General features: G+C 72.9%; 24 protein-coding genes. 8 read left to right on the top strand and 16 right to left on the bottom strand.

Features of this window, described 5'->3' with window-relative positions:
• Positions 1 to 63: 63 nt before the first annotated feature.
• On the bottom strand, positions 64 to 486 hold the full coding sequence (locus IEZ01_RS02315; protein WP_189199547.1) for a DUF6234 family protein: 423 nt from the start codon (positions 484 to 486) through the stop codon (positions 64 to 66).
• 195 nt (positions 487 to 681) lie between these two features.
• On the opposite strand from IEZ01_RS02315, the gene IEZ01_RS02310 reads away from it, so the two are divergent.
• Positions 682 to 1,887 (top strand): serine hydrolase domain-containing protein, encoded by a 1,206-nt coding sequence (locus IEZ01_RS02310; protein ID WP_019891140.1) that lies wholly within the window; start codon positions 682 to 684, stop codon positions 1,885 to 1,887.
• Between the two features lie 18 nt (positions 1,888 to 1,905).
• Here the strand turns inward: IEZ01_RS02310 and IEZ01_RS02305 are convergent, their stop codons facing one another.
• The 5 genes from IEZ01_RS02305 to IEZ01_RS02285 form a co-directional block, all read right to left on the bottom strand.
• The gene (locus tag IEZ01_RS02305; RefSeq protein WP_019891139.1) at positions 1,906 to 2,064 is read right to left on the bottom strand and encodes a hypothetical protein; all 159 of its coding nucleotides are present in this window, start codon (positions 2,062 to 2,064) and stop codon (positions 1,906 to 1,908) included.
• Positions 2,065 to 2,625 carry a hypothetical protein gene (locus IEZ01_RS02300; protein WP_229832606.1) on the bottom strand — a complete coding sequence of 187 codons (561 nt, stop codon included), beginning with the start codon at positions 2,623 to 2,625 and terminating at the stop codon, positions 2,065 to 2,067.
• A 148-nt stretch (positions 2,626 to 2,773) separates the two neighbouring features.
• Positions 2,774 to 4,426, bottom strand: coding sequence for a phospholipase D-like domain-containing protein (locus tag IEZ01_RS02295; RefSeq protein ID WP_189199543.1), 1,653 nt, complete (start codon positions 4,424 to 4,426; stop codon positions 2,774 to 2,776).
• Positions 4,427 to 4,651: 225 nt separating this feature from the next.
• Positions 4,652 to 6,160, bottom strand: coding sequence for an MFS transporter (locus IEZ01_RS02290; RefSeq protein ID WP_189199541.1), 1,509 nt, complete (start codon positions 6,158 to 6,160; stop codon positions 4,652 to 4,654).
• A 20-nt stretch (positions 6,161 to 6,180) separates the two neighbouring features.
• Entirely contained in the window at positions 6,181 to 7,434 is a 1,254-nt protein-coding gene (locus IEZ01_RS02285) for an FUSC family protein (RefSeq protein ID WP_040875823.1), read from the bottom strand.
• Between the two features lie 286 nt (positions 7,435 to 7,720).
• Here IEZ01_RS02285 and IEZ01_RS02280 point away from each other — a divergent pair, with 286 nt between their 5' ends.
• A complete protein-coding gene (locus IEZ01_RS02280) occupies positions 7,721 to 8,572 on the top strand; it encodes an arylamine N-acetyltransferase family protein (RefSeq protein ID WP_189199539.1) in 852 nt (283 codons plus the stop codon).
• A gap of 7 nt (positions 8,573 to 8,579) precedes the next feature.
• Here the strand turns inward: IEZ01_RS02280 and IEZ01_RS02275 are convergent, their stop codons facing one another.
• Positions 8,580 to 9,446 (bottom strand): alpha/beta hydrolase family protein, encoded by an 867-nt coding sequence (locus IEZ01_RS02275; protein ID WP_078513464.1) that lies wholly within the window; start codon positions 9,444 to 9,446, stop codon positions 8,580 to 8,582.
• A 119-nt stretch (positions 9,447 to 9,565) separates the two neighbouring features.
• Between IEZ01_RS02275 and IEZ01_RS02270 the strand changes: the two genes are divergently transcribed.
• The 3 genes from IEZ01_RS02270 (at position 9,566) to IEZ01_RS02260 (ending at position 13,089) form a co-directional block, all read left to right on the top strand.
• Positions 9,566 to 10,210 carry a GNAT family N-acetyltransferase gene (locus IEZ01_RS02270; RefSeq protein WP_189199537.1) on the top strand — a complete coding sequence of 215 codons (645 nt, stop codon included), beginning with the start codon at positions 9,566 to 9,568 and terminating at the stop codon, positions 10,208 to 10,210.
• A complete protein-coding gene (locus IEZ01_RS02265; protein WP_019891129.1) occupies positions 10,207 to 11,082 on the top strand; it encodes a PaaX family transcriptional regulator C-terminal domain-containing protein in 876 nt (291 codons plus the stop codon). Before IEZ01_RS02270 ends, IEZ01_RS02265 begins: the two co-directional genes overlap by 4 nt.
• 105 nt (positions 11,083 to 11,187) lie before the next feature.
• A complete protein-coding gene (locus tag IEZ01_RS02260; RefSeq protein ID WP_189199534.1) occupies positions 11,188 to 13,089 on the top strand; it encodes a protein kinase domain-containing protein in 1,902 nt (633 codons plus the stop codon).
• Between the two features lie 67 nt (positions 13,090 to 13,156).
• Here IEZ01_RS02260 and IEZ01_RS02255 read toward each other — a convergent pair whose 3' ends face one another.
• The 3 genes from IEZ01_RS02255 to IEZ01_RS02245 form a co-directional block, all read right to left on the bottom strand.
• Positions 13,157 to 13,954: an MBL fold metallo-hydrolase gene (locus tag IEZ01_RS02255; RefSeq protein WP_019891127.1), complete on the bottom strand. Its 798-nt coding sequence runs from the start codon at positions 13,952 to 13,954 to the stop codon at positions 13,157 to 13,159.
• A gap of 133 nt (positions 13,955 to 14,087) precedes the next feature.
• Positions 14,088 to 14,462 carry a hypothetical protein gene (locus IEZ01_RS02250; RefSeq protein ID WP_019891126.1) on the bottom strand — a complete coding sequence of 125 codons (375 nt, stop codon included), beginning with the start codon at positions 14,460 to 14,462 and terminating at the stop codon, positions 14,088 to 14,090.
• Positions 14,462 to 14,701 carry a type II TA system antitoxin, ParD family gene (locus IEZ01_RS02245; RefSeq protein ID WP_019891125.1) on the bottom strand — a complete coding sequence of 80 codons (240 nt, stop codon included), beginning with the start codon at positions 14,699 to 14,701 and terminating at the stop codon, positions 14,462 to 14,464. The genes IEZ01_RS02250 and IEZ01_RS02245 overlap by 1 nt, the downstream gene beginning before the upstream one ends.
• A gap of 94 nt (positions 14,702 to 14,795) precedes the next feature.
• Between IEZ01_RS02245 and IEZ01_RS02240 the strand changes: the two genes are divergently transcribed.
• Positions 14,796 to 14,999, top strand: a complete 204-nt coding sequence (locus IEZ01_RS02240; protein ID WP_019891123.1) for a DUF6011 domain-containing protein — start codon at positions 14,796 to 14,798, stop codon at positions 14,997 to 14,999.
• A gap of 56 nt (positions 15,000 to 15,055) precedes the next feature.
• On the opposite strand, the gene fusA is transcribed toward IEZ01_RS02240, so the two are convergent.
• The gene (fusA, locus tag IEZ01_RS02235) at positions 15,056 to 17,140 is read right to left on the bottom strand and encodes an elongation factor G (RefSeq protein WP_189199532.1); all 2,085 of its coding nucleotides are present in this window, start codon (positions 17,138 to 17,140) and stop codon (positions 15,056 to 15,058) included.
• Between the two features lie 479 nt (positions 17,141 to 17,619).
• Here fusA and IEZ01_RS02230 point away from each other — a divergent pair, with 479 nt between their 5' ends.
• Positions 17,620 to 18,192, top strand: a complete 573-nt coding sequence (locus IEZ01_RS02230; protein ID WP_019891121.1) for a GNAT family N-acetyltransferase — start codon at positions 17,620 to 17,622, stop codon at positions 18,190 to 18,192.
• A gap of 9 nt (positions 18,193 to 18,201) precedes the next feature.
• Here IEZ01_RS02230 and IEZ01_RS02225 read toward each other — a convergent pair whose 3' ends face one another.
• The 5 genes from IEZ01_RS02225 to IEZ01_RS02205 all read right to left on the bottom strand — a co-directional run bounded on the left by IEZ01_RS02225 (position 18,202) and on the right by IEZ01_RS02205 (position 22,851).
• Entirely contained in the window at positions 18,202 to 18,711 is a 510-nt protein-coding gene (locus tag IEZ01_RS02225) for a flavoprotein (RefSeq protein ID WP_189199530.1), read from the bottom strand.
• A gap of 15 nt (positions 18,712 to 18,726) precedes the next feature.
• A complete protein-coding gene (locus tag IEZ01_RS02220) occupies positions 18,727 to 20,313 on the bottom strand; it encodes a molybdopterin-dependent oxidoreductase (protein WP_189199528.1) in 1,587 nt (528 codons plus the stop codon).
• A gap of 62 nt (positions 20,314 to 20,375) precedes the next feature.
• Entirely contained in the window at positions 20,376 to 20,978 is a 603-nt protein-coding gene (locus IEZ01_RS02215; RefSeq protein ID WP_019891118.1) for a helix-turn-helix domain-containing protein, read from the bottom strand.
• Between the two features lie 100 nt (positions 20,979 to 21,078).
• Positions 21,079 to 21,738 (bottom strand): DUF2278 family protein, encoded by a 660-nt coding sequence (locus tag IEZ01_RS02210; protein WP_019891116.1) that lies wholly within the window; start codon positions 21,736 to 21,738, stop codon positions 21,079 to 21,081.
• Positions 21,739 to 21,792: 54 nt separating this feature from the next.
• Positions 21,793 to 22,851: a mechanosensitive ion channel family protein gene (locus IEZ01_RS02205; protein WP_019891115.1), complete on the bottom strand. Its 1,059-nt coding sequence runs from the start codon at positions 22,849 to 22,851 to the stop codon at positions 21,793 to 21,795.
• Between the two features lie 179 nt (positions 22,852 to 23,030).
• Between IEZ01_RS02205 and IEZ01_RS02200 the strand changes: the two genes are divergently transcribed.
• Positions 23,031 to 23,906, top strand: coding sequence for a universal stress protein (locus IEZ01_RS02200; protein ID WP_019891114.1), 876 nt, complete (start codon positions 23,031 to 23,033; stop codon positions 23,904 to 23,906).
• Positions 23,907 to 23,923: the final 17 nt, after the last annotated feature.

The raw sequence follows: 23,923 nt of genomic DNA, 5'->3' as shown, positions 1-23,923 counted from the left end.
CGCCGGTCCGCCTTTCACCCGTACGGGGAGGGGGCCCCGCCAGGAGCGGGGCGGGCCGTGCGGTCAGCCGTTGCACCACGGGGCGGAGGGGGAGTCGGCGCACGCGTTCCGGGGCGGCTCCCGGTTGTCCTCGTGGTTCTGCAGGACGGCTCCGCCGAAGACGAGGGCGGCGATCAGCGCGGCCATGACGCCCTGGCTGACGACGGTCACCATCGCTCCGGCCCGGGCGGCGAACGCGGCGGCGACGACCGCCAGGACACCGACTCCCCCGGCGACGCCCAGATAGACCCCCAGGGGATCGGCTTCGACATCGTCCTGGGGGTCGAGGGTGAAGCCGGACATGAACCACGCTCCGGCGATCAGCACCAGGGCGATCAGTTCGAGGAACACCAGGCCGCAGCCGGCGGCGATGTCGACGCCCCGGCCGGCGCGGGACCTGGCGCCGGCGGTGGCGTCGAAGGCGGGTGGTGCGACGGGCAGGTTCATACCGCTCATCCTCGCCAGGGGCGCGGGGCCGGCACATGAGTACCCGTACTCATGTGCCCGCCACCGGCGTTCGAGAGGGACGGTCCTCGGCCGGATGGCGCACCGCCAAGGCGGCCGCGGCCCGCCGGGCCGATGCTGAGTCGCACGAACCGGCGGCCGGCGTCTCGCCCGGCCAGCGCCCCCAGGAGGTTGCCCGTGCGTACACTCCCGTCCCGATCCCGTCGCCGTTCCCGGCTGCGCCTCGCCGTCGCCGCGCTGGCCGCCGCGGCGGCGGTCGGCGGCCTCGTCCCGGCGGCCCAGGCCGGCCAGAGCCCGCAGCGCGTACGGACCGCCGAGCCACCGGCGCCGGACGCGAAGCTCCAGCAGCTGCTTCAGGAACTCGTCGACAGCCCTGGAGGACCGCCCGGGGCGATCGCCGTCCTCGACCGGGGACAGGGACAGCGCCAGATCGTGGACGCCGGGTCCGGCAACCTGGCCACCGGACGGGACCCGCAGGCCACCGACCACATGCGGATCGCCAGCGTCGCGAAGGCCTTCAGCAGCGCCGTCGCCCTGCGGCTGGTCGACGAGCGGCGCATCCGGCTCGACTCCACCATCGGCGAGGTCCTGCCCGCACAGCCGGCCGCTTGGCATGCCGTGACCTTGCGTCAGCTGCTGAACCACACCAGCGGACTGCCCGACTTCAGCCAGGACCGCGCCTTCCTCGCGTACCTCACCGCCGACATCCGCCACCAGTTCGACTCCCGCCGCCTGATCGGTTTCGTCGCCGACCAGCAGCTGCTCTTCGATCCGGGCTCGCGCTACCAGTACTCCAACTCCGACAACATCGCCGTCGCCCTCATGGCCGAGGCCGTCACCGGGCGCAGCTACGAGGACCTCCTCAAGGAGCTCGTGTACCACCCCCTCGGCCTCAAGCGCACCAGCCTCCCGTCGGGCTGGGCGCTGGCCGAGCCCTATCTGCGCGGCTACGCGGTCGAGCCGCCCGACCCGCCGGAGGACGTCAGTGAACTGATCAGCGCGTCGGGCGTGTGGGCGTCCGGCGGCATCGTCTCCACCCCGAGGGACCTGAACCTCTTCATCCGCGGCTACGCGGGCGGCAAGCTGGTCTCCAAGAAGACCCACCGGCAGCAGCTGACCTTCGTCCCCGGCGGCGCCTCGGAGCCGGCCGGGCCGGGAGCCAACGACGCCGGACTGGGCATCTTCCGCTACACCACGCGGTGCGGCCCGGTCTACGGCCACACCGGCAACTTCCCCGGCTACACCCAGTTCGCCGCCGCCACCAGGGACGGCAGCCGCTCCCTGACCTTCAGCGTCAACAGCCAGCTCACGCTCGACCCCAAGCTGCTCGCCAAGGCCCGGGCGGTCCAGGAGGAGTTCGTCTGCGCCCTGCTCCGGCCCTGACCCGGGCGTGCCCCCGCGTCAGTTTCCGGTGTCCGCCATGCGGTGGGCGTTCTCCGCGGCCCATTGCCGGAACGTGCGCGCGGGGGCACCGGTGATACGGGGCACCGTGTCGCGTACGGCGAGCAGCTCGTCGTTGACGTCACCGCCGGTCACGTCCAGGATCGCGGCGGCGGCCAATCAGCGGATGGCCCCGTCCGTGGCCTTCAGCGCCTCGTCGAGGATGCGGTCGGCAAGCTGGCCGAAGGCCTTGGCCAGGCCGTCGTCCGTGGTGCGGTCGGCGTAGCCCTGGAAGACCAGGGCGTACAGGGCCTGGATCGACGGGGCGACGGTCGCGCCGTCGGCGGCGTACCGCGCGTGGAGTTGCGGCGGGACCGGCCACCTTCTGGGCCAGGGGAAGTGCGGCGGGGTGGGGCAGATGTCGTCGCCGACCTCCCGCAGGATGGCGTGCGGCTCGGCTCCGGACAGGCTGGCCGCGATCGTCGCCTCGGCGACGGCGTTGGCCGTGCCGAGGACGGCGAGGCGCAGCGCCTCCGCGGGCGGCAGCGGCTGGGGATTGAGTTCGGCCTCCCCGCCGCCTTCCCGGCCGTCGCTCCGCATCCGGGCCGAGGCCACGGCCCCGGCGACGAGGACCGGCTGACGGGGGTTCAGAATGTCCCAGATACGGGGGTCGAGACCGGCGAGCAGCTCCAGAAGGCGCGTGCTCTGTGCGGCGGCGGACAGGGCGGACGGACCGGGCACGGTGTCTCCTCGGATCGGCATCTCACTTTCCGTGAGAATACGATCCGAAGTTGTCACTCTTCGTACATTCCGCTGCGTCTCGGCGCGCCGCCGGGAAGCGCCTGGAACGGGGGTCCCCGGCCCGCCGGATGCGGGCCGGGGAAGGCCGTCAGGCCTGGCAGATGCGGCGCTCGTAGTCGTACGTGGCCGTGGCCCTGGAGTACTGCCACTGCGGGGCGAGCAGACCGTCGGTCAGCTGCTGGGCGGCCGCCGGGCTCTGCACGACGTATCCGAAGTCCTGGAGCCAGGCCGGGTACAGGTTCTTGGAGCCGATGTAGAAGGCGGAGCCGTCGACGGAGACCAGCTTGTGGTGCTGGGCGTAGGGGTGACCGTCGGCCCAGGTCGGGCTCTGCGCGCTGCGGAAGCTGGCCAGCTGGAGGCCGGAGCACAGGGCGGCCTGGGCGCGCCCGCGGTCGCCGGTGAGCGCGGTGAGGCGGCCGCGCAGGACGTCGCTGATCTCGTTGAGCGACTTGATCTGGGAGTAGCCGCCGCCGCTGCCCACGGCCCCGCGGTTGGCCGGGTCACTGACGACGATACGGACCTTGACGCCGGCGGCGAGCCGGTCGGCGAGGGCGTCGTAGAGGCGGATGTCGTAGCGGGGCAGCGGCGGGCAGGTCGCGTTCATGTCCTGCTGGGAGATCTCGATGTGGCCGCGGGCGGAGGCGACGAGCGTGCGCAGGGCGCTCTCCTCCGGGTTGACGGTGTCGTAGTCGCGGTCGGCGTTCGTCCGGTCGGGCAGGCCGACCACGCACTTGGTGTCGGACGCGGTGGGGAGGGTGGGGCGGAAGGGGGAGGTGGGGTCGCTCTCGCGGATGCCTACGCCGAGACCGCCGACGGCGATGACCGGGACTCCCTGGCCGCCACCGGAGGCGCCACCGGCTGCCCGGCCGGTGACCGCCTGGTCGCGCGGGAGGGTGGGCTTGCAGTCGGCGCCGTTGGACGCGGCGAACCAGACGCTGGCCCAGTTGTTCTTGTTGCGGCAGGTCCAGTCCCACAGCGTGTCGAGGTACTTCGAAGCCGACGCGGCGGCGGGACCGGTCAGCGCGAGGTTGACGTCGGCGACCGGGTGGGCGGTGTCGAGGTAGTCCTTCTTCCAGCTGTTGATGCCGCCGGTCATCACGGACGTTCCGTCGACCACCAGCAGCTTGGAGTGGTTCCAGGAGAAGGCCGTCTTCGAGGTGGTGGCCGAGGCGACGTTGAGGGTGATGCTGCGCGCCGCCGGGCCGAGCTTGGTGACGAGTTCGTCGCGGTACGCCGAGGGGCGGACGTTCGCGTGGTAGATCGGCGCCGCGCCGACCAGGATCCGTACCTCCAGCCGGTTGCCGGCCTCGGCCGAGGCCTTAAGGCCGGCCACGATCGCGTCCTGGAACGCGCCGTCGGGGAAGGGTGCCAGGGTGGAGATGTCGACGCTGCGTCTGGCCCGCGCGATGTCCTCCGTCGTCTTGGCGAGAAGCCGCCGGGTGCCGGGGCGGTCGGCGCACGTCGCGTCGCCCCAGCAGCCCGGGGTCTGGATCAGCCAGTCGGCGCCGCCCGGAGTGGAGGCGTCGAGCTGGTTGCCGTCGGTGCGCTCCCAGACCGGGCCTTCGAGGCCAGGCGAGACCTGACGCAAAGTCTGCTCGACGGCGTCGAGGTGAGGAGTGGCGGAAGTGGCGGTGGTGGTGCGCGCGGCGGCCGGGTCGTGGTCGGCGACGGCCGGGGCGGCGGGGAGCAGGGCCACGGCGAGCGCGAGGGCCGTGGTGGTCGTGCGGGCGGCGCGTATCAAGAGGCTTCCTTGTGTGCGGGGTGGTCGGATGCGCTGATCGGGTCCGTCGTTCGTTCCCCCGAGCACGGACCAAGATCAAATACCGGAAGCTACCAGCCCGTACGGCATGGTCGGCGCGCCTGCCGACAATTCCGGCCACGCCGCGGCCCCTTCACGGGCCGCCCGTGCCCGCGGCGTGGCCGGCTCATGCCGCCGGTCACACCTGGCCCGCCCCGGCCCGTGCGGTCAGCTCGTGGTGGCCGGTTCGGTCGGGCCCGCGGTGGCCGCCGCCTCCCCCTCCTCCCGCGTCTGCGACAGGGGCCGGGCGATCTCCTCCAGCGCCTTCCCCTCGGCCGCCACCGCGAAGAACAGCGCGACCAGTCCGGCCGCGACCATCAGGGCCGCGCCGATGGAGAAGGCCAGGACCGCGTCGGAGACGACCCCGCTCTCGGTGAGGCCGGCGAAGAGCAGCGGACCCGAGATGCCGCCGGCCGCCGTGCCGGTGGCGTAGAAGAAGGCGATGGCCATCGCCCTGGTCTCCATCGGGAAGATCTCGCTCACGGTGAGGTACGCGGAGCTGGCGCCGGCCGACGCGAAGAAGAGCACCGCGCACCAGGACAGCGTCATCGTCGTGGCGTCCAGCCGGCCGCTGTCGAAGAGCCAGGCGGTGCCGAAGAGCAGCAGCCCGGAGAGGATGTACGTGCCCGCGATCATGGGCCGGCGGCCGACCGTGTCGAAGAGCCGGCCGAGCAGCAGCGGGCCGAGGAAGTTGCCGAAGGCGATGACGGCGAAGAAGTAGCCGGTGCTGGCGGTGGGCACGTCGAAGAACGTCACCAGGATCGAGCCGAATCCGAAGGTGATGGCGTTGTAGAGGAAGGCCTGTCCGATGAAGAGGGAGAAGCCGAGCACCGCCCGCTTGGGGTAGGCGCGCATCAGCGTGCGGCCGATCTCGACGAAGCCGGTGCCGCGGCGCTGCCGGATGGTGATCGCGGTGGCGGGCTCGGGCAGGGTGACGCCCTTCTCCTCCTCGATCCGCCGCTCGACGCCGGCGACAAGCTCCTCGGCGCCCTCCGAGCGGCCGTGGATGAACATCCAGCGCGGACTCTCCGGCACATGACGGCGCACCAGCAGGATCACCAGCCCCAGGGCCACGCCCAGTCCGAAGGAGAGCCGCCAGCCGATGTCCTTGGGGAAGAGGTCGGTGTTCAGGGCGACGACGGAGAGCAGCGCGCCGCCGACCGCACCGAGCCAGTAGCTGCCGTTGATGATCAGGTCCACCCTGCCGCGGTACTTGCTCGGGATCAGCTCGTCGATGGCGGAGTTGATGGCCGCGTACTCGCCGCCGATGCCGAAACCGGTGAAGAAGCGGAAGAGGAAGAACCACCAGGCCGAGTACGAGACCGCGGTCAGGGCGGTCGCGGCGAGGTAGACCGCGAGGGTGACGAGGAAGAGCTTCTTGCGGCCGTAGCGGTCGGTCAGCCATCCGAAGAAGAGCGCACCGGAGCAGGCCCCCGCCACGTACAGCGCCGCGGCGATGCCGGTGACCTGGGCGTCGGTGACGGGCAGGCCGCTGCCCTCCTCGGAGAGGCGGCCGGCCATCGAGCCGACGACGGTGACCTCCAGACCGTCGAGGATCCAGACGGTGCCGAGGCCGATGACGATCATCCAGTGCCAGCGCGACCAGGGCAGCCGGTCGAGCCGGGCCGGGACCTTCGTGGTGACGGTCCCCGTCGCCGCTGAAGGTGCTGAACTCATGCCGTGTCCCTGTCCCTTCCTCAGCGGTCTCCGGACGCATGACGCTCCTCGCGCCGCCTGTCGTCCCGCCCCCGGGGCAGCCGGGCGGGCAGGGCCGACAGGCGCCGACGGCGGCGCTCACGGCGCTCACGGGTCGCGCGGTCCAGTTCCTCCATCAGTCGGCGGCTGCGATGGTCCAGGTCGAGTTCGTCGAGGATCCGGTCGACCTCGGTCAGCAGCGCCCCGTACAACTGCCACTGGCGCGGCTCGCGCTGGACGACGGCGAGCATCAGCGCCGCGGTGTTGTCCCGGCTCGCCCGGGCTGCCTGGAGTTCGCCGTGCAGCCGGGCCTCGGCCTCGTCGGCGTTCTCGCTGACCCGTGTGGTGACGAGTACGGCGAAGCTGACGAGGGTGTCCGCGAGGTGCCCGAGGGTTTCCTCCAGGGCGACGCCGAGTTCGCGCGGGAAGCGCTCGACCGGCCCGCGTTCCTTGGCCAGGTCGGTGAGCGTACGGGCCAGCACACGCAGCACGACCGCGCAGATCTCCAGGGTGTCCAGGCCGGTACGGAGCACGATGCGGTGGAGCAGCCCCTCCTTGACGCGGGGGTTGAGGCGCAGGCTGTCCTCGGCCTGCCGCAGGGCGGCGTCCACGTCGGCGACGTCGTTGTCGAGGCGGCGGGCCTCGTGGAGCCGGGCGGCGGCCCGCTCGACGGGGGTGGGGCTGTTCAGTTCCTCACCGATGCTCAGCATGAGCTGCCGCATCCGGCGGGCGAGGTCCTCGATCGACTCTCCGGCCGGGCCCACCCAGACGGGCGGGGCGAGCACGGTGTTGAACAGCAGGCCCACCACCGCTCCGATCAGGGTCTCCAGGACCCTGTCCCAGGCGGTGTCGGCCACTTGGGTGACACCGAGGACGAGCATGGCGCTGATGGCGACCTCGGGCACGAACTCGTCCACCCGGACCATCCGGCCCACCACGAGCGAGGCGAGGATGATCAGCGCGAGGCTCCACCACGTCAGCCCGACCAGCGCGCTGAAGGCGATGGCGATCAGGACGCCGACGACGACGGAGTTGACCCGCCGGATGCCGGTGGTGAGCGTCGAGTAGAGGGTGACCTGGACGACGAGGAGGGCGGTCAGCGGGGCCGTCAGGGGCGGGGCCGGGCTCCGGACGGCGCCGAGCGCGACGACGTACGAGATCGTCGCGGCGGCCGTGGAACGTACGGTCTGGACGACGGCCGGATCCCTGCGCCACCGGTCGAGCACGGCCCAGGTCTCGCGCCGGGAGTCCCGCAGGGCCTCCCGCAAGCTGCTCCGTGCGTATGCCACCTTCCACCTGCCACCTCGGGTCCTCGGCTCCTCGCGGCGCGGCTCCGTCCGGCCGACGACCGGAACATGACGTTCCGGTTGCTGGGGTCAGCGTCCCTTACGCGACTCCCCATCACACCCCGGGTCACACCTACCGGGGTGTCGCGCCGGCCTCGCCGCGTGGTGGGCGCGGGGCTCCGGAGCGGGGTGTGGTACGACCGGAGCGGCTCGAATGCGAGCACGGAGAAAAGGCGGACACGAGGAAGCGGCAACGATGGAGACGGACCGCGGGGACAGGTGGCACGGTGAGCTGCTGGACCTCGACGCGTATCTCACCCGTATCGGTCACACCGGGGAGCGGGCCCCCACGCTGGCGGCGTTGCGCGCACTGCACCGCGCGCACGTCACCTCGCTGCCGTTCGAGAACGTCGACGCCGTGCTCGGCGTACCCGTCCTCGTGGACGTCGAGTCCGTCCAGCGCAAACTGGTGCGCGGCCGCAGGGGCGGCTACTGCTACGAGCACGTCGTGCTGTTCGCCGCCGCCCTGGAGCGGCTCGGCTTCCGGTTCACGGCGATGAGCGGACGGGTGACGCTCGGCCGGGACAAGATCCTGCCCGCCACCCACGCGCTGCTCGCGGTGACGGCCGCCGACGACGACCGCAGGTGGCTGTGTGACGTCGGGTTCGGCGGCGGCCCGCTGGGCCCGGTCGAGCTGGCCGACGGCGCGGCGGCGGACTTCGACGGCTGGCGCTACCGTCTGGCCCGGCGCCAGGGCGCCGACGGGATCGACCAGTGGTGGCTGCACGAGTACGGGCCCGACGGCTGGGTGGACCGGCACACCTTCACCCTCAACCCGCAGTACGCGATCGACTTCGTGGTCGGCTCCCACTTCGTCGGCACGCACCCCCGCTCGCCTTTCACCAAGCGCCTGTTCGTCCAGCGGTTCACCGCCGGCCGGCACGACGTGCTCGACGGCTCCCTGCGGACCACTACCCTTCCCGACGGCACCCGCACCGAACGGAAGATCCACCCGGCCGAGCTGCCGGCCCTGCTGACCGAGGAGTTCGGAATCGACCTGGGCTCCGCCGCCCTCGCACGCCTCCAGGACGGCCTCGTCCCCGGCTGACCCCGGGTCAGGCCTTCCAGAGCGAGTCGCGCCGGTGCCGCGCCGGAGGTACGTCCACGGTGTCGGCGAGCGCCGCGTCCTCCCCGCGTGCGTGAAGCAGGCCGCGCAGCAGCCCCAGCCGGGCCCGCAGCCGCTGCCGGGCCCGGCGTTCCTCCACGGCCGACCAGCGGGCCAGGCACGGTTCACGGATGTACCGCGCCCAGGAGAAGGTCGCGTGGCGTCCCAGCAGCCGGCGGGTGGTGTCGCTCTTGGCGATCTCGGCCTCGGTGCGGGCTGCCGAGGCGCCGTCGGCGCGCAGTTCGGCGAGGAGGTTGTAGCGGCCCTGCTGGAGCCAGTTGATCGCGGGCGAGACGGCGATGACGAAGCTCACGGGTGTCTTGGCGGCGACCTTCGGCAGGACCCAGCCCGCCTGGCTGGCGCCCCAGAGACCGATCCGGTCGCCGTCGATGTCCGGGCGGGCGCGCGCCCAGGCGATGGCGGTGGCTGCCTCGTCGGCCCGGTCGTCCATGGACTGGTCGAGCCAGTTGCCCGGTGCGCCCGCGACACCGGGCTTGTCCCAGGACAAGGAGGCGTACCCGGCCTTGGCGTTCGCTTCCCACATGGGCTTGTAACCGTCGTCATGGGTGGCGCCGATGGGGCCGTCGCCGTGGACGTACACGATCAGGCCGTGGCGCTTGCGGCCGTCCTTGGGGGTGGCCAGTACACCGTTGAGGGTGTGGCCGCCGTGGCGGATCGAGACCCGCTGCTCGTCCATGTCGTAGGAGTTCTGCCACAGCACCACACCGACGAGACCGGCGGCCACGACCAGGACCGGGACGAGTAACCACACGGCGATGCGGAGCCCGCGCCGTCGGGGCTGGATCTTTGGACACATGGGATCTGACCGCCTCTGTTTGGGTTTACGCAACACCAAAACTATCACCGCATCAACGATCGTCTTGAGAGTGATAGCTTTGAGGGGAGGTTGCAGCGAGAAAAGGGGGGGGGCACGACATGGGATTGGACGCGACGGGCACCGGCACGGGACCGGTGGCAGTCCGGCGGGGCGTTCCGGCCGGAGCCGAGCGGCGGGCGGCCGAGCTGTACTGGGAGGCCTTCGGCCGCAAACTCGGCCCCGCCCTGAACCCGCCGGACAAGGCGGTGACCTTCCTCACCGCCCATCTGAACGCCGATCGCGCAGTGTGCGCGCTCCTCGACGGGCAGCTCGTCGGCCTCGCCGGCTACCAGCTCGGCGGCCGGGCCCTCACCGGGGGATCGGCCTCCGCCGTGCTGCGCGCGTACGGACACCTGCGAGGACTGCACCGACTCCTGCTCCTCGCCATGTTCGAACGCCACCCGGCCCCCGGGCAGCTCGTCATGGACGGCATTGCCGTGGACCCGGCCATACGCGGCCGCGGCGTCGGAAGCCTGCTCATCGAGGAAGTGGCCGCCGTCGCGGCGGAGCAGGACTGCCGGGAGATCAGACTGGACGTGATCGACGTCAACCCACGCGCCAGGGCCCTCTACGAGCGGCGCGACTTCACGGCCGTACGGACCGAGAGCACGCCCTACCTGCGCGGGCTGCTCGGGTTCGGCGCGGTGACCATCATGCTCCGCCCCATCGAGGCGAACGGGCCGAGAGGACTGTGCACACCATGACCGACCATGTCGAGATCCCCACCCGTATGCTCGTCCACGCGCTGATCCGCGAAGACGGCACCGTCGACGCGGACGAGCTGTACACCGTCGCCAACACCCTGGGCATGAGCGACCAGCAGGTGCGACTGTGCGTCAAACGCCTCGTGACCGAAGGCCGGTTCACCCATCAGGGCCGAGGCCGCAAGGCGCAGTTGCACGCGACCGCGGACACCACGCGTGCCCTCGCCCCCAACGCGGACTTCCTCCGGCACGCATTCCAGCAGGACGCCGGGCTCGCGCCCTGGGACGGTGTCTGGCACCTGGCCGCCTTCGCGGTGCCCGAATCGGCGCGCACGGCCAGGGACTCCCTGCGCGAGACGCTCGTCCACCTCGGCGGCGCCCCGCTCCAGGGCGGACTGTACGTCTGCGCCAACATCTGGGAACCGTACGTCGAAGAAGCGGCCCACCGCCTCGGCGCCCATGGCGCGCTCACGCTCCTCACCACGACGGACCTGCGCAGGGGCGACACCCAAGAGCCTGCCGAACTCGCCCGCCGCCTGTGGCCCTTGCAGGAGATCGCCGCCCGCTACCACCGTCTCAGCCGCCTCGCCCGGCCTCGCCTCGCGCGGCTCACCGGCCCTGACGGACTCTCCCCATCCGCACTCCTCACCATCGCCGTCGAGCTGGCCGCCGAACTCACCCGCGCCATGGAGCCCGACCCGCTGCTGCCGCCTCAGCTCCTGCCCCAGCCCTGGCCCGGCACCCAGGCCCGGGAACTCATCGCCCGGTGCTGGGCGGCCCTGCACGAACGAGACAGCGGCGAAGCCCGCCCGGCCCTCTTCCGCCTCTACGCCGACATCACCCGGGAAGCAGCAGACCGGGCCACACGCTGAAAGCGGAACAGACGGCGGAGGTCACGACCCGACAGGCGCCGGGGGCACTTCCTTGGATAGGGTGCCGCCGTTCGATAGTGACCTTGCACGGGGAGACGTGAGTTGATGAGTGGTCAGCAGCCGGAGCGGGGAGGTGCCTCTCAGGTCTTCCAGCCGCTCGCGGAGGACGATCCCAAGACGATCGCCGGATACCGGCTGGCCGCCAGGCTCGGCGCGGGCGGCATGGGCAAGGTGTATCTCTCGTACACGCCCGGCGGGCGGCCGGTGGCCATCAAGGTGATCCGGCCGGAGTTCGGCGAGGACGCCGAGTTCCGCCGCCGGTTCGCGCAGGAGGTGCAGTCCGCGCAGCGGGTGCAGGGGCTGTTCACGGCGCCCGTCATCGACGCCGACACGGAGGGCGCGCACCCCTGGCTCGCCACCGCGTACGTGCCGGGGCCCTCGCTCGCCGACGCGGTCGCCGCCCACGGCGCCCTGCCCGTCGAGACGGTGCTGCTGCTGGTCGCCGGCATGGCCGAGGCGCTCCATGTGATCCACGGCGCGGGCATCGTGCACCGCGACCTCAAGCCGTCCAACGTGCTTCTCGCCGCCGACGGCCCCCGCGTCATCGACTTCGGCATCGCCTACGCCGCCGACGCGACCTCGCTCACCGGCAGCGGGGTCACCATCGGCACGCCGTCGTTCATGGCCCCGGAGCAGGCCGCCGGACGCCGGGTGACCCCGGCCACCGACATCTTCGCCCTCGGCCAGGTCGCGGCGTACGCGGCGGCCGGCTCCCCGGCCTTCGGCGAGGGGACCTCGCACGGCGTGCTCTACCGCATCGTCCACGAGGAGCCGGACCTGACCGGGGTGCCGGAGCGGCTGAAGGAGCTGGTCACCCGCTGCCTCGCCAAGGATCCGGCGGCCAGGCCGTCGATCGCCGAGGTCATCGCGCTGTGCCAGTCGGCGAACGCGCAGACGGTGCTGCGCCGTCCGGAGGACTGGCTGCCCGGCACGGTCAGCGCGGACATCGCGGGACGGGCGGCGGCGCCCGCCCCGGCCCAGACCCCGCCGCCCCCGACGGCGGCGCCGACGGCCGGCGCGCCGACGGCCGTCCCGAGCGCCCCGAGCGCCCCGCCCGCGGCCTACTCCCCCACCGCACCGGCGACGCCGGCCACCCCGCCGCCGGGGTACGGGCCGCCCGCGGCGCAGCAGCCTCCTCAGCCCCCGGCGCAGTACCCGGCGCCGGTGACACAGCCGCACGCGCAGCCCCAGGGCCAGCCCCACCCGTACGGCTACCCCCCGACTCAGGCCGCCCCGGCCCCGCACGCGGCGCACGGCCCGACGTACCCCGGCCACCTCGGCCACCCCGGTGCGCCGCAGCCGCAGCCGCCGAAGGGCAAGAGCAAGGGCAAGCGCGGCCTGATCCTCGCGCTCGCCGCCGTACTGGTCTTCGCGGGCGCGGGCGCCGGTACGGCGTACTACCTGCTCAAGGGCGACGGGAAGGAGACGCGGTCCGGCGGTTCGACGCAGGGCGGCAGCTCGTCGCCGGGCAAGCAGACGGGCGGCGGCAAGGACAGCGGCTCCTCCGCCAAGCCGGACTCCAAGCCGGACCAGGAGCCGAAGCCCGATCCCACGCCCGTCGACTACAAGAACATCAACCTCACCGCCGGTTACCACCTGACGCTCGGCGACGACAACGTGCGGCCGCAGGAGGGTGAGGACGGCAATTACGAACTGTCCTACGACACCGGCGGCTACATCGACGCGGAGAGCTCCGGCGGGAACCTCGTGCTGCTCGATCCGGGCCAGGAAGGCTCTCTTGAGGCCTGCCGCGCGGAGACCCGGTTCACCCAGAACATCTATGTGACCAAGCTCGCGAAGGGGCGCCAGGTCTGCGTCACCACCGGGACGGGTCACCTGGGGCTGCTGACGGTCCAGGGCTTCTCCCCGGAGGAGTCGCCCAGTACGTACATGACCCTGGACCTGACGGTCTGGCGCAACGCGGTCGCGACCAGCTCGGGCAGCTGAACCGGGACGGAGCCCCCAACGCACGTTGGGGGCTCCGGTTTTCTGCCGCCCCGCCGCGTCCGCCTCCTCAGGGCGCGGGCACGGGTTCCACGAAGGGGCGTGTCAGATGGGCCGTGGCGAGGACCGCTCCGCGGTCGGCCGCCTCGGTCAGCAGGGTCCGCCGGGAGAGACGGGCGGTGTCGGGGTCGCGTTCGTGGGCGTAGGTCACCGCCGGGTTTCCCCACTGGACGGCGTGGACCAGCGCGTCGCCGGTGATCATCACGTCTCGGCCGTCCGGCTGCCGGACCAGCACCGACTGGTGACCTGGGGTGTGTCCGGGGGTGGGGATCAGATCCAGGCCGGTGGCGAGCCGGTGGCGGCCGTCCACCTCGTGAAGCTGTCCGGAGCGGCGCAGCGGCTCGACCGTCCAGTCCCACACCGGGTCGGCCGGGTCCAGGGCGCGGGTCTCGGCGCGCTGGACGACGTAGCGGGCATCGGGGAAGCAGGGCAGCCCGTCCGGTCCGCAGGTCCAGCCCACGTGGTCCTCGTGAAGGTGCGTCAGCACCACCGTCTCCACGTCGGCCGGGTCGATCCCGGCCTCGCCCAGGGCCTGGGGCAGCCTGCCCGGCACCGGGCACCAGTCCGCGCCGGGCCCCTGCGCCGGGCCGACCCCCGCGTCGACCAGGACCCACCGTCCGCCGGGCCGGGCCACGGCGAAGCACCGGAAGTCGAGCCGCCATGCCCCGTCCGGGCCGGCCGCGCCCGGGTCGAGGAGGGCCGCCCGGGCCCAGTCGCCGTCGTCCGCGTCCGGGAACGCGTCCCGTGCCGGTTTGAAGAAGGTGCCGCTCGCGTCGAGCAGCGCCACCACCTGTCCCTGGCGTTCCATCGTCCTCCCCCTCAGCACGCCTTGTCGGCGGTCTTCAACAGCTTTTGCGGTCCTTGGAGTTCGGCCAGGAATACCCCCCTGGCACGTCTCCATCGTCGGACCGTCCGAGTACAGGGACCCTAGGCGCGGGAGATCAGATGCGCCAGGCGCGGATGAGGTCGGCCGCCTGGTAGACGGTGGATTTGCCCTCGTGGATGGCGCGGACGAGTTCCACCAGCGCCCCGTAGGGCGGGTCGATGCCCTCGCCGGAGGCGTGCATGTAGGCCACGGCGACCTGGCAGGCGTAGAGGGAGTTGCGGTACGGCAGCGGCTGGAGGCGGACGAGGGTGTCGAGGAGCGCCGCGGCCCGCCAGGCGGGGTCGGGCTCGGCGGTGGTGGGGCGGGGGATGCGCGTCTTGTGGCGGGCGACGGCCGCGACGAGGGCGGAGTAGTCGGCGACGGAGACGTCTTCGGGGACGGCCTGTTCCTGCACGTCGAGAAGCCAGGCCACGTCGATGTGGAGGGCCATCAGGCGGCGTCGGCTCCGTGTCGTCGGTCGGCGGGCGGGACCTCGTCGGGGAAGGCGTCGTCGAACTCGGCCCGGTGCTGCTCGCCCCAGTTGAGGGCATAGCGGACGAACTGCCTCCGGCGGCGCTCACGCAGGGGCAGGTCGTGGACGAACTGCTTGAGGGACTTGCCTTCGGCGGCCGCGGCGGCGCGGACTTCCTCCAGCTCCTCGTCGGTGAAGGTGATGTTCAAGGACGGCATGGCGTGAGGGTACCTACTTGGTACCAGTGGGGGCCAGATGCGTGCGCCAACCCCCCTGCCCCCGCACCGGCGTAGGTGCCGGGACACTGGTGATATGGCCCGACTCCCCGCGAACCAGCCCACCTTGGTCGACGACCCGGTCACCGGCTACCGGCACCGCTACTGCCGGCGCTGCGGCCGGGAACTCACCGATCCCGACTCCCGGCTCACCGGCTACGGGCCCAACTGCGACCCGGCCCGGCGGCCCCGCGCGGCCGCCGAACACCAGGTGGAGCAGGACCCGCTGCCGGGCACATGACCGCGCAGGGAGCGAGGGCCCCGGCCGCGTGCGGCGGCCGGGGCCCCTGCCGGTCGTCAGCCGACCCGCGGGGCGGGGGCGTATCCGGCGGGGCGGGTGGTGAAGGTGCCCCGACCCTGGGTACGACCGCGCAACCGCGAGGCGTAGCCGAACAGTTCGGCCAGCGGTACGGTCGCGGTGACCACGGCCGTACCGGCCCGTACGCTCTGGCCGGTGACCCGGCCGCGGCGGGCCGCCAGGTCGCCGAGGACCCCGCCGACGGCGTCGCCCGGGACGGTGGCCGTGACATCGACCACCGGTTCCAGCAGCGCCGTCCCGGCCCGGCGCAGGGCCTCCCGCAGCGCGAGGCGGCCTGCCGTGCGGAACGCCATCTCGGAGGAGTCCTTGGAGTGGGTCGCCCCGTCGGTCAGGGTGACGCGCAGCCCGGTGACCGGGTGGCCGCCGAGGGGGCCTTCGGTCAGCGCGTCACGGCAGCCGGCCTCCACGGCCCGGACGTACTCCTGCGGCACCCTGCCGCCGGTGACCGTCGACCGGAACACGAAGTGCCCGGCGTCGCCGTGGTCCTTACGGTCCGCGGCGCCGTCCCCGGTGGGCTCCAGCGCCTCGACGTCGAGGACGACGTGCGCGAACTGGCCCGCGCCTCCCTCCTGTTTGACGTGCCGGTAGAGCAGTCCGGTGACCCCGCGGGTGACCGTCTCGCGGTAGGCCACCTGCGGCCGGCCGACGGCGACGTCGAGGCCGTGGGCGCGCCGGATCTTCTCCACCGCCACCTCCAGGTGCAGTTCGCCCATGCCGGACAGCAGCGTCTGCCCGGTCTCGGGGTCGGTGCGGACGGTGAGGGAGGGGTCCTCCTCCGCGAGCCGGGCCAGCGCCGTCGCCAGCCGGTCGGTGTCCAGACTCCGGGCCGCCTCGACCGCCACGGAGACGACCGGGTCGGCCACGGTGGGCGGTTCCAGGGCGAGCGGCGCCGAGGGGGTGCACAGCGTCGTGCCGGGGCGGGCGGTCTTCAGCCCGATCACGGCGACGATGTCCCCGGCGACGGCCCGGTCCACGTCCTCGTGGCGGTCGGCCTGCACGCGCAGGATCCGGCCGACGCGTTCGGTGCGGTGTGTTCCCGTGTCCAGCACGGCGTCTCCCTTCCGGATCGTTCCCGAGTACACGCGCAGGTAGGTCAGCCGCCCGGTGGCGGTCGCGGTCACCTTGAAGGCGAGGGCCGCGAGCGGCGCCGCCGGGTCGGCGGCCCTCTCCTCCACCGCGCCGCCGTGGGTGCCGCGCACCGGCCGCACGTCGAGCGGTGAGGGGAGGTAGGCGACGGCGGCCTCCAGGAGCGGTTCGATCCCCCGGTCACGGTAGGCCGAGCCGCACAGCACGACAACTCCCTCACCGGACATGGTCACTTCCCGCAAGGCCGTGGCCAGCGTCCGTTCGGACAGCGTCGACGTGGCACAGAACTCCTCCAGCGCCTCCGGGTGGAGTTCGGCCACCGCCTCCTCCAGGATCCGGCGGCGGCGCAGCGCCTCGTCGCGCAGGGCATCGGGCACCGGGCGCCGCTCGTACGTGCCGCCGTCCCAGTGCAGGGCGGTCATGCGCAACAGGTCCACCACGCCGGTGAAGGCGTCCTCCTGGCCGATCGGCATCTGGACCACGAGCGGGACGGTGTGCAGCCGTTCGCGGATGGAGGCGATGGCGGTGTCGAGGTCGGCGCCGGCACGGTCGAGCTTGTTGACGAAGGCGATCCGCGGGACGCCGTGCCGGTCCGCCTGCCGCCACACCGCCTCGCTCTGCGGTTCGACGCCCGCGACGGCGTCGAACACCGCGATCGCGCCGTCGAGGACCCGCAGCGACCGCTCGACCTCGTCGAAGAAGTCGACGTGGCCGGGGGTGTCGATGAGGTTGACGCGGTGGCCGTCCCAGTCGCAGCTGACGGCGGCGGCGAAGATGGTGATGCCACGGTCGCGTTCCTGCGGGTCGAAGTCGGTGACGGTGGTGCCGTCGTGGACCTCGCCCCGCTTGTGGGTGGCTCCGGTGACGTAGAGGATCCGCTCGGTGAGGGTGGTCTTGCCCGCGTCGACATGGGCGAGGATGCCCAGGTTGCGGACGAGGGAGAGGGCGTGGCGGGGCTGAAGGGTGTGGGTACGCACGGCCGGTGGCCTTTCGCGGTGGTACGAACAGGGCGGCGCGATTCCCGGACGAGACGGCGTCACGGCGGCCTGGGGCCAGGCCGGGACGAGGGCCCCGCGGTGTCGTCGGCGCGGCACGCGGCGGCCCGTGACGGGACGGGCGGGCGCGGCCGGAAGCCTCGACGGGCAGGCGGGGGTCAGATGTTCGTCACGGGCGTCCGACGGCGGCCGCGCGGCCGGCATCGGAGCTCCGGAGACACCAGGATCACGTCGTACCGTGACGGGGGAACGGCGACGCGGGTGCGGTGACGCACGGCCGGGCTCCCCTCAACTGGTCGGTGGGCGCCGCCCGATGACATGGATGGTGGTGGCGGCGCGCGGTGGCGAGTCTAGTGAGCTGGGTGGCGCGCGGGCACCGGATTATTCGCATGGCGGTGGGGCCGGGAGTGACGCCTGGTGGCCGAGGGGCATCGCCCGGTGCGGCGTGACATCCTCGTGTCATGGCCATCGAAGTGCGTCCGGCGTCGGTCTTCGAGGATGTCCGTACGCTGGTCGGTCCGAAGTCGCCGGGGGCCAATGTCTGCTGGTGTCTGAGCTACCGGATCCCGTCCAAGCTCAACAACGAGCTGCGCGGGCCGGCGCGTGGTGAGTACGTCGCCGAGCTGTGCCGTACGGGGCCCCCTCCGGGGGTGATCGCCTACGACGGCGACGAGCCGGTGGGCTGGGCCGCGGTGGCGCCGCGCTCGGACACCTCCTTCGCGCGCAACCGCAAGATCCCGCACGTCGACGACCTGCCGGTCTGGTCGCTGTGGTGCATCCGCGTACGCCCCGGTCACCGGCGCCAGGGGATCTCGCACGCCCTGATCGCCGGTGCGGTCGAGTTCGCCCGCGCCCAGGGCGCCCCGGCGATCGAGGCGTACCCCCTCGACAACGGTGACGCCAAGGTCGATCTGACCATGGCGTACGCCGGGCTCCGGAAAAACTTCGAGCGGGCCGGGTTCACCCACGCCGCCGACACCACGTCCGTACTGGCCGGCCACCCCCGGGTCCTGATGCGGCTCGACCTGCGCTGACGGACGGCGTCAGCTGCCGGGACGGGCGGGAGGCAGCAGTTCCAGCGCCTCCTCCCAGCGGAACGGGTCGGCCTCGCCGATCCGTACGCCCATCTCCCGCAGGCGGGCGAGGCTCTGCCGGTAGGCGGGGTGGGCGGCCAGGTCCGCGTTCACGCACGGCAGGGCGACCGTGGGGACTCCGGCGCCGTAGGCCTCGCACAGGGTGCCCAGGGCGAGGGTGTCGGCCAGGCCGGCCGCCCACTTGTTGAGGGTGTTGAAGGTGGCGGGAGCGACGACCATGGCGTCGGCGGGCGGGAAGGGGCGGGGGTCGCCGGGTTTGCGCCAGGCCGATCGGATCGGGCGGCCGGTCTGTGCGACGACCGCGTCGGTGTCGAGGAAGCCGAGGGCGTGCGGGGTGGCGATCACGCCGACGTCCCAGTCCGCTTCCCGCGCCGCGGAGATCAACTTGCCCACGTCGGTGGCGATCCCGGCCGCGCAGACCACCACGTAAAGGAAACGTCCGTTCGGCTCGTCGCTCATGGTCAGGGAGGGTACTCACTCCTCGATGGTGACGGTCACGGTGTGCCATCCTTCGGCCCCGTCCGGGAGAGGGTGGGTTACCGCGCCGGGCTGAGTGTGACCGGTGCGGTCGGTGGCGCGGACGGTGAGTGTGTGGCGGCCGGGTGGAGCGTTCCAGGGGTGGTACCACTGGCGCCAGGTGTCGCGGGTGTCCTCGGCGGCGAGCCGGGCCTCCTGCCAGGGCCCGTCGTCGATCCGTACCTCCACGCGCGCGATGCCCTGGTGCTGGGCCCAGGCGACCCCGGCGATCGTCACCTGGCCGGCCGGGCGGCGCGCGGAGGGCCGGGGGGTGTCGATCCGGGACTGGGTCTTGACCGGCGCCCGGGGCGCCCAGTCGTGCCTGACCCAGTACGCGTCATAGGCGTCGAAAGTGGTGAGCTCGATCTCCTCGATCCATTTGCAGGCGGAGACGTAGCCGTAGAGCCTGGGGACGACCATCCGCGCCGGGAAGCCGTGGGTGAACGGCAGCGGTTCGCCGTTCATGCCGTAGGCGAGGAGCGCGTCGCGGCCGTCCATGACGTCCTCGACGGGGGTGCCGATGGTCATGCCGTCGACGGAGCGCGCGACCAGCTGGTCGGCCGGGCCGCCCTTCGACGGCGGGACGACTCCGGCCGTACGCAGCAGGTCGGCGAGGCGGGCGCCGAGCCAGCGCGCGTTGCCGATGTAGGGCCCGCCGACCTCGTTGGAGACGCAGGCGAGGGTGATGTCGCGTTCGACGGCGGGGCGGGCGAGCAGCTCGGCGAAGGTGAGGGTGAGGTCCTCGCGCACGCCGAGGCCGTGGACGCGCAGCCGCCAGGTGCCGGCGTCGACCCTGGGGACGACGAGGGCGGTGTCGACCCGGTAGAAGTCGTCGTTCGGGGTGGTGAAGGGGCCGAGGCCGGGGATGCGCAGCGCCGCACCGGGCGGGACGGGGGGCGCCGGGGAGGCGGGCGTGGGCAGGACGACCTCGGCGCGGGACGCGCTCGCGTCCCGGCCGCGCGTGCCGAGGAGGGTACGGCCGGTGACCGCTGCGGCCGCGGCGGCAGCCACGACCGCGCCGGAGGTGACGAGGAAGCCGCGGCGGTCCCAGCCGGAGGGCGTGTCGGGGCGCCGGGCGTTCAGCCGTCCGATGAGCAGGAGGAGCGCGACGGCTCCGGCGACTCCGCCGGCGAGGGAGGGCAGGGCGTCCTGGGGTCCGATCATGTCGGGGCGGCTCGTCGCCGCGAAGGCGCCGACCACCGCGAGGGCGAGGACACCCGCGGCGGCGAGCAGGCGGTGGCGCAGGGCCAGGAGACCGAGGGCCACGGCGAGCGCGGCGAGGATGAGCACGATGCCGAGCTGGAGGACGAGTTTGTCGCTCTCGCCGAAGGTGCGGATGGCCCAGTCCTTGATGCCGGGCGGGGTGGCGTCGATGACGGCGCCGCCGACGGCAGTGAGGGGGCCGGCCTCGGCCCGTACGCCCGCGGCGGTCAGCTCCGCGACGGCGAGTGCCGCGCCGCCGGCCAGCAGTCCGCACAGGGCGGCGAGCGGTCGCCGCGGGCCGCGCGGGGAGGAGGTCCGGGAGGTCGGGGAGAAGGTGGTCACGGTCGCTCTTCGGCAGCCCGCTGCGCGCGGGGTGAGCCCGGCCACCCGATCGGGGGAGGCGGTCAGTCGCCCCCGGCGCCAGCCTTGGCCCCGGGTCTGGCGCGTACGTGCATCCGCTCGCCCTGGCGGCCGAAGAGGCTGAGGAGTTCGACCGCCCCCTCGCCCGTGGTGCCGAACCAGTGCGGCAGCCGGGTGTCGAACTCCGCCGCCTCCCCGGGGCCGAGGATCAGGTCGTGGTCGGCGAGGACCAGGCGGAGCCGGCCGGAGAGCACGTACAGCCATTCGTAGCCCTCGTGGGTGCACGGCTGCGGGGTGCGGCGGCTGGGCGGGATGACCATCTTGAACGTCTGCAGCGGGCCAGGCCGGTTGGTCAGCGGCAGGACGACGCTGCCGTTGACCTTCCTGGGGGTGATCCGCACCCGCGGGTCGCCGACCTCGGGGGCGGCGACGAGCTCGTCCAGGGGGACCTGGTGGGCCTGGGAGAGCGGGAGCAGCAGCTCCAGACTGGGCTTGCGCTGCCCGGACTCCAGGCGGGACAGGGTGCTCTTGGAGATGCCGGTGGCCTCGGAGAGCGCGGCGAGCGTGACGCCGCGCTCCGTGCGCAGCCGCTTGAGGCGCGGTCCGACCTCGTCGAGGGCCTGGGCTATGGCGGGTGAGTGCTCCACGCCGCCCGTTGTACCTCGCCGGCCTCGGGAACGGCAACGAATGTTGCTGATACCGGGACGGCGGTCGAGCCACGGGCGGTGGCGGCGGCCGAGGGCGGGCCTAGGCGGGGTGGCCGTGGTTGTCGGTCCGGTCGGCCTGGGTGGAGAACTTGTTCAGGAAGACGTCGAAGCGCCCGTCGGGCCGGCGGGTGAGGGTGGCGCCGTCCTGCCAGACGCCGTTCTCGTCCCACCACTGGCTGCCGTGCGGGTCGCCCTGGTTCTGGTGGACGTTGTGCATGCCGAGGCCCACGCGGAACGGCTCGCCGAAGACCAGGATCTCCCGGCCGGGCACGAGCATGGGCTCCAGGGCCAGGGCGGCGTCGAGGTTGGAGCCGGCGGTCCACGGGGTGCGCGGGCTGATCCGGTCCAGCAGTCCCTGGAGCCAGGCCGGCGGGCGGGCGACGAGGACGCAGCCGGGGCGGTTGGCGAGGGCGGGGTGGCGCAGATAGTCGATGGCGCCGGAGCCGGAGGTGCTGGCGAGTTCGTGGTAGCCCGGGGAGAGTGTGTCGGCCGGTTCGATCTGCGAGGCGGTCAGGACGAGGACCTTCCACTGGACGCCGGTGGCGGACTGGTGGCTGTCCACGTCGATGGCGGCCCGGTACCGTCCGGCGGGCGCGTCGATCTCGAGGTTGACGTGGAACCAGCGGCCCTGGTCGTCGGGCTGGTCGCGGAAGAAGCGGTGCAGTGTTCCGGAGAGCACACCGTATTCGGGGAGCGGCATGCGGTTCAGTGAAGCACTGTCGGCGTGAGGCACGCAGAAGCGACATGCGGCCCCTCAGGGTGCCTCGCGGACGGGTCCCTCGTGCGCGGGCGCGGTGGTGACACGGGGCAGCGCGTAGGGATGCTCCGCGCAGAGCCAGGCCACCATCCGCTCCCGGACGAAGCAGCGGGCGGCCCACACGTCGTCGGCGTTCCTGGCCGTGACCAGCGCCCGTATCTGCAGGGTGGTGGGGGTGGTGTCGGTGACGGCGAGGTCCCAGGCGCGGCCGTCCCAGGCGGGGCAGGCGTCGAGGAGTTCGCGCAGCTTGGCGCGCATCAGCGGGACCGGGGCGGTGTGGTCGAGGTGGAAGAAGACCGTGCCGGTGATCTGCGCACCGCCGCGGGACCAGTTCTCGAACGGCTTTCCGGTGAAGTACGACACCGGCATCGTGATCCGCCGCTCGTCCCAGGTGCGTACCGCGACGAAGGTGAGGGTGACGTCCTCGACCACGCCCCACTCGCCGTCGACGACGACGGTGTCGCCGATACGGACCATGTCGCCGAAGGCGATCTGGAATCCGGCGAAGAGATTGCCGAGCGTGGACTGGGCGGCCACGCCCGCGACGATGCCGATGATCCCCGCGGAGGCCAGCATGGAGGTGCCGACGGCCCGGAAGTCGGGGAAGGTCAGCAGCATCGCGGCGCCCGCGACGACCGCCACCACGGCCGTGACGATCCGCATGATCAGGGAGACCTGCGTGCGCACCCGACGGACCCGGGCCGGGTCACGGGTCCCCGCCGCGTACCGGCTGTAGGTGGTCTCGACCGCGGCCGAGACGATCCGCACCACCAGCCAGGCGCCCGCGCCGATCAGCACGAGGGTCAGGATCCGGCCGAGGGCCTGCTCGTGCTCGTCGACGACCCACCACTCCACCTGGCGGTAGGCTCCCCTCAACAGGGCGGTGAGCAGGACGACTTGGAAGGGGACCCGGCAACGGCGCAGCCGCCCCCACAGCGGTGTCTCCGGGTGCCGGGCGTCCACGCGGCGCAGCAGGACGTCCAGCGCCCAGCCCAGCAGCAGTGTCAGCGCGACCGCTCCGCCGACCACGGTCAGCGGGCGCAGCATGTCCTCCATGACTCCCTCCCTCACGCTCCTTCCGTCACGGCCCGTCATGGGTCCCGATACGCGTGCCCGGGCGGCCGGGCGGCAAACGGGGGACGCTGTGTGACGTGGTCGGGAACATGCCCCCGGGAGCACCGGGTACGCGTGAGGCGGGCCCCGGAAGGGCCGGGGAGCGCGCTGAAGGAGGAGTCATGACACGGACGGTGACCGCAGGCGTCGACACCTCGGAGGAGAGCCTGGCGGCGGCCGAATGGGCGGCGGACGAGGCCGCACGGCGGGGTCTTCCGCTGCGTCTGGTGCATGTGTGGGACTGGCAGCCGCAGCTCTTCGGCGTGCCCGCCACGGCCGAGTCCCATCAGCAGGACGCGGACCGGGTACTGCGCCGGGCGGTGGAGCGGGTACGCCAGGCGCGTCCGGGCTTCGAGCCCGAGACAGTACGGCTCGAGGGGGCGCCCGCGGAGGTACTGGCGCGGGAGGCGGAGCGCGCGGAGGTGCTCGTCCTCGGCTCGCGGGGGCTCGGCGCGATCGCCGGATTCCTCGTCGGCTCCGTCTCGCTGGCCACCCTGGCGCGCGCGGAGCGGCCGGTCGTCCTGGTGCGGGCCCCTGGGGACGTCGAGGCGGTCCCTGCGCGGGGGCGCGGCGGTGACGTGGTCCTCGGGCTGGACGTCGCCGACGTCTCGGAGGAGGTCGTGACCTACGCGTTCGAGGCGGCGGCCCGGCAGGGCGGGGCGCTGCGGGTGGTGCACGGCGTGCTGCCGCCGCCCGTGCTGGGCGACTTCTCCGCGGCCGACGACGCGGCCGTACGGACCGAGCTGCTCTCCGCCGCGCGGCTGACACTCACTCAGGTGCTCGCGCCGTGGCGGGAGAAGTACCCGGGGACGACGGTGGGTGAGACGGTCGAGGTGGGCAGTTCCACCCGGATGCTGCTCGATGCCTCTGCCGGCGCGTCACTGCTGGTCGTGGGGCGCCGGATTCCCCGTACGGCGCTGGGGACGCGCATCGGGTCGGTCACCCACGCCGTGCTGCACCACAGCCCCGTTCCGGTCGCCGTCGTGCCGCATCACTGATCGCCTCCTGGGTCCCC

This window comes from Streptomyces purpureus, from assembly GCF_014648195.1.
Classification (GTDB): Bacteria; Actinomycetota; Actinomycetes; order Streptomycetales; family Streptomycetaceae; genus Streptomyces; species Streptomyces purpureus.
This window is presented reverse-complemented; position numbering and strand designations above follow the sequence as displayed.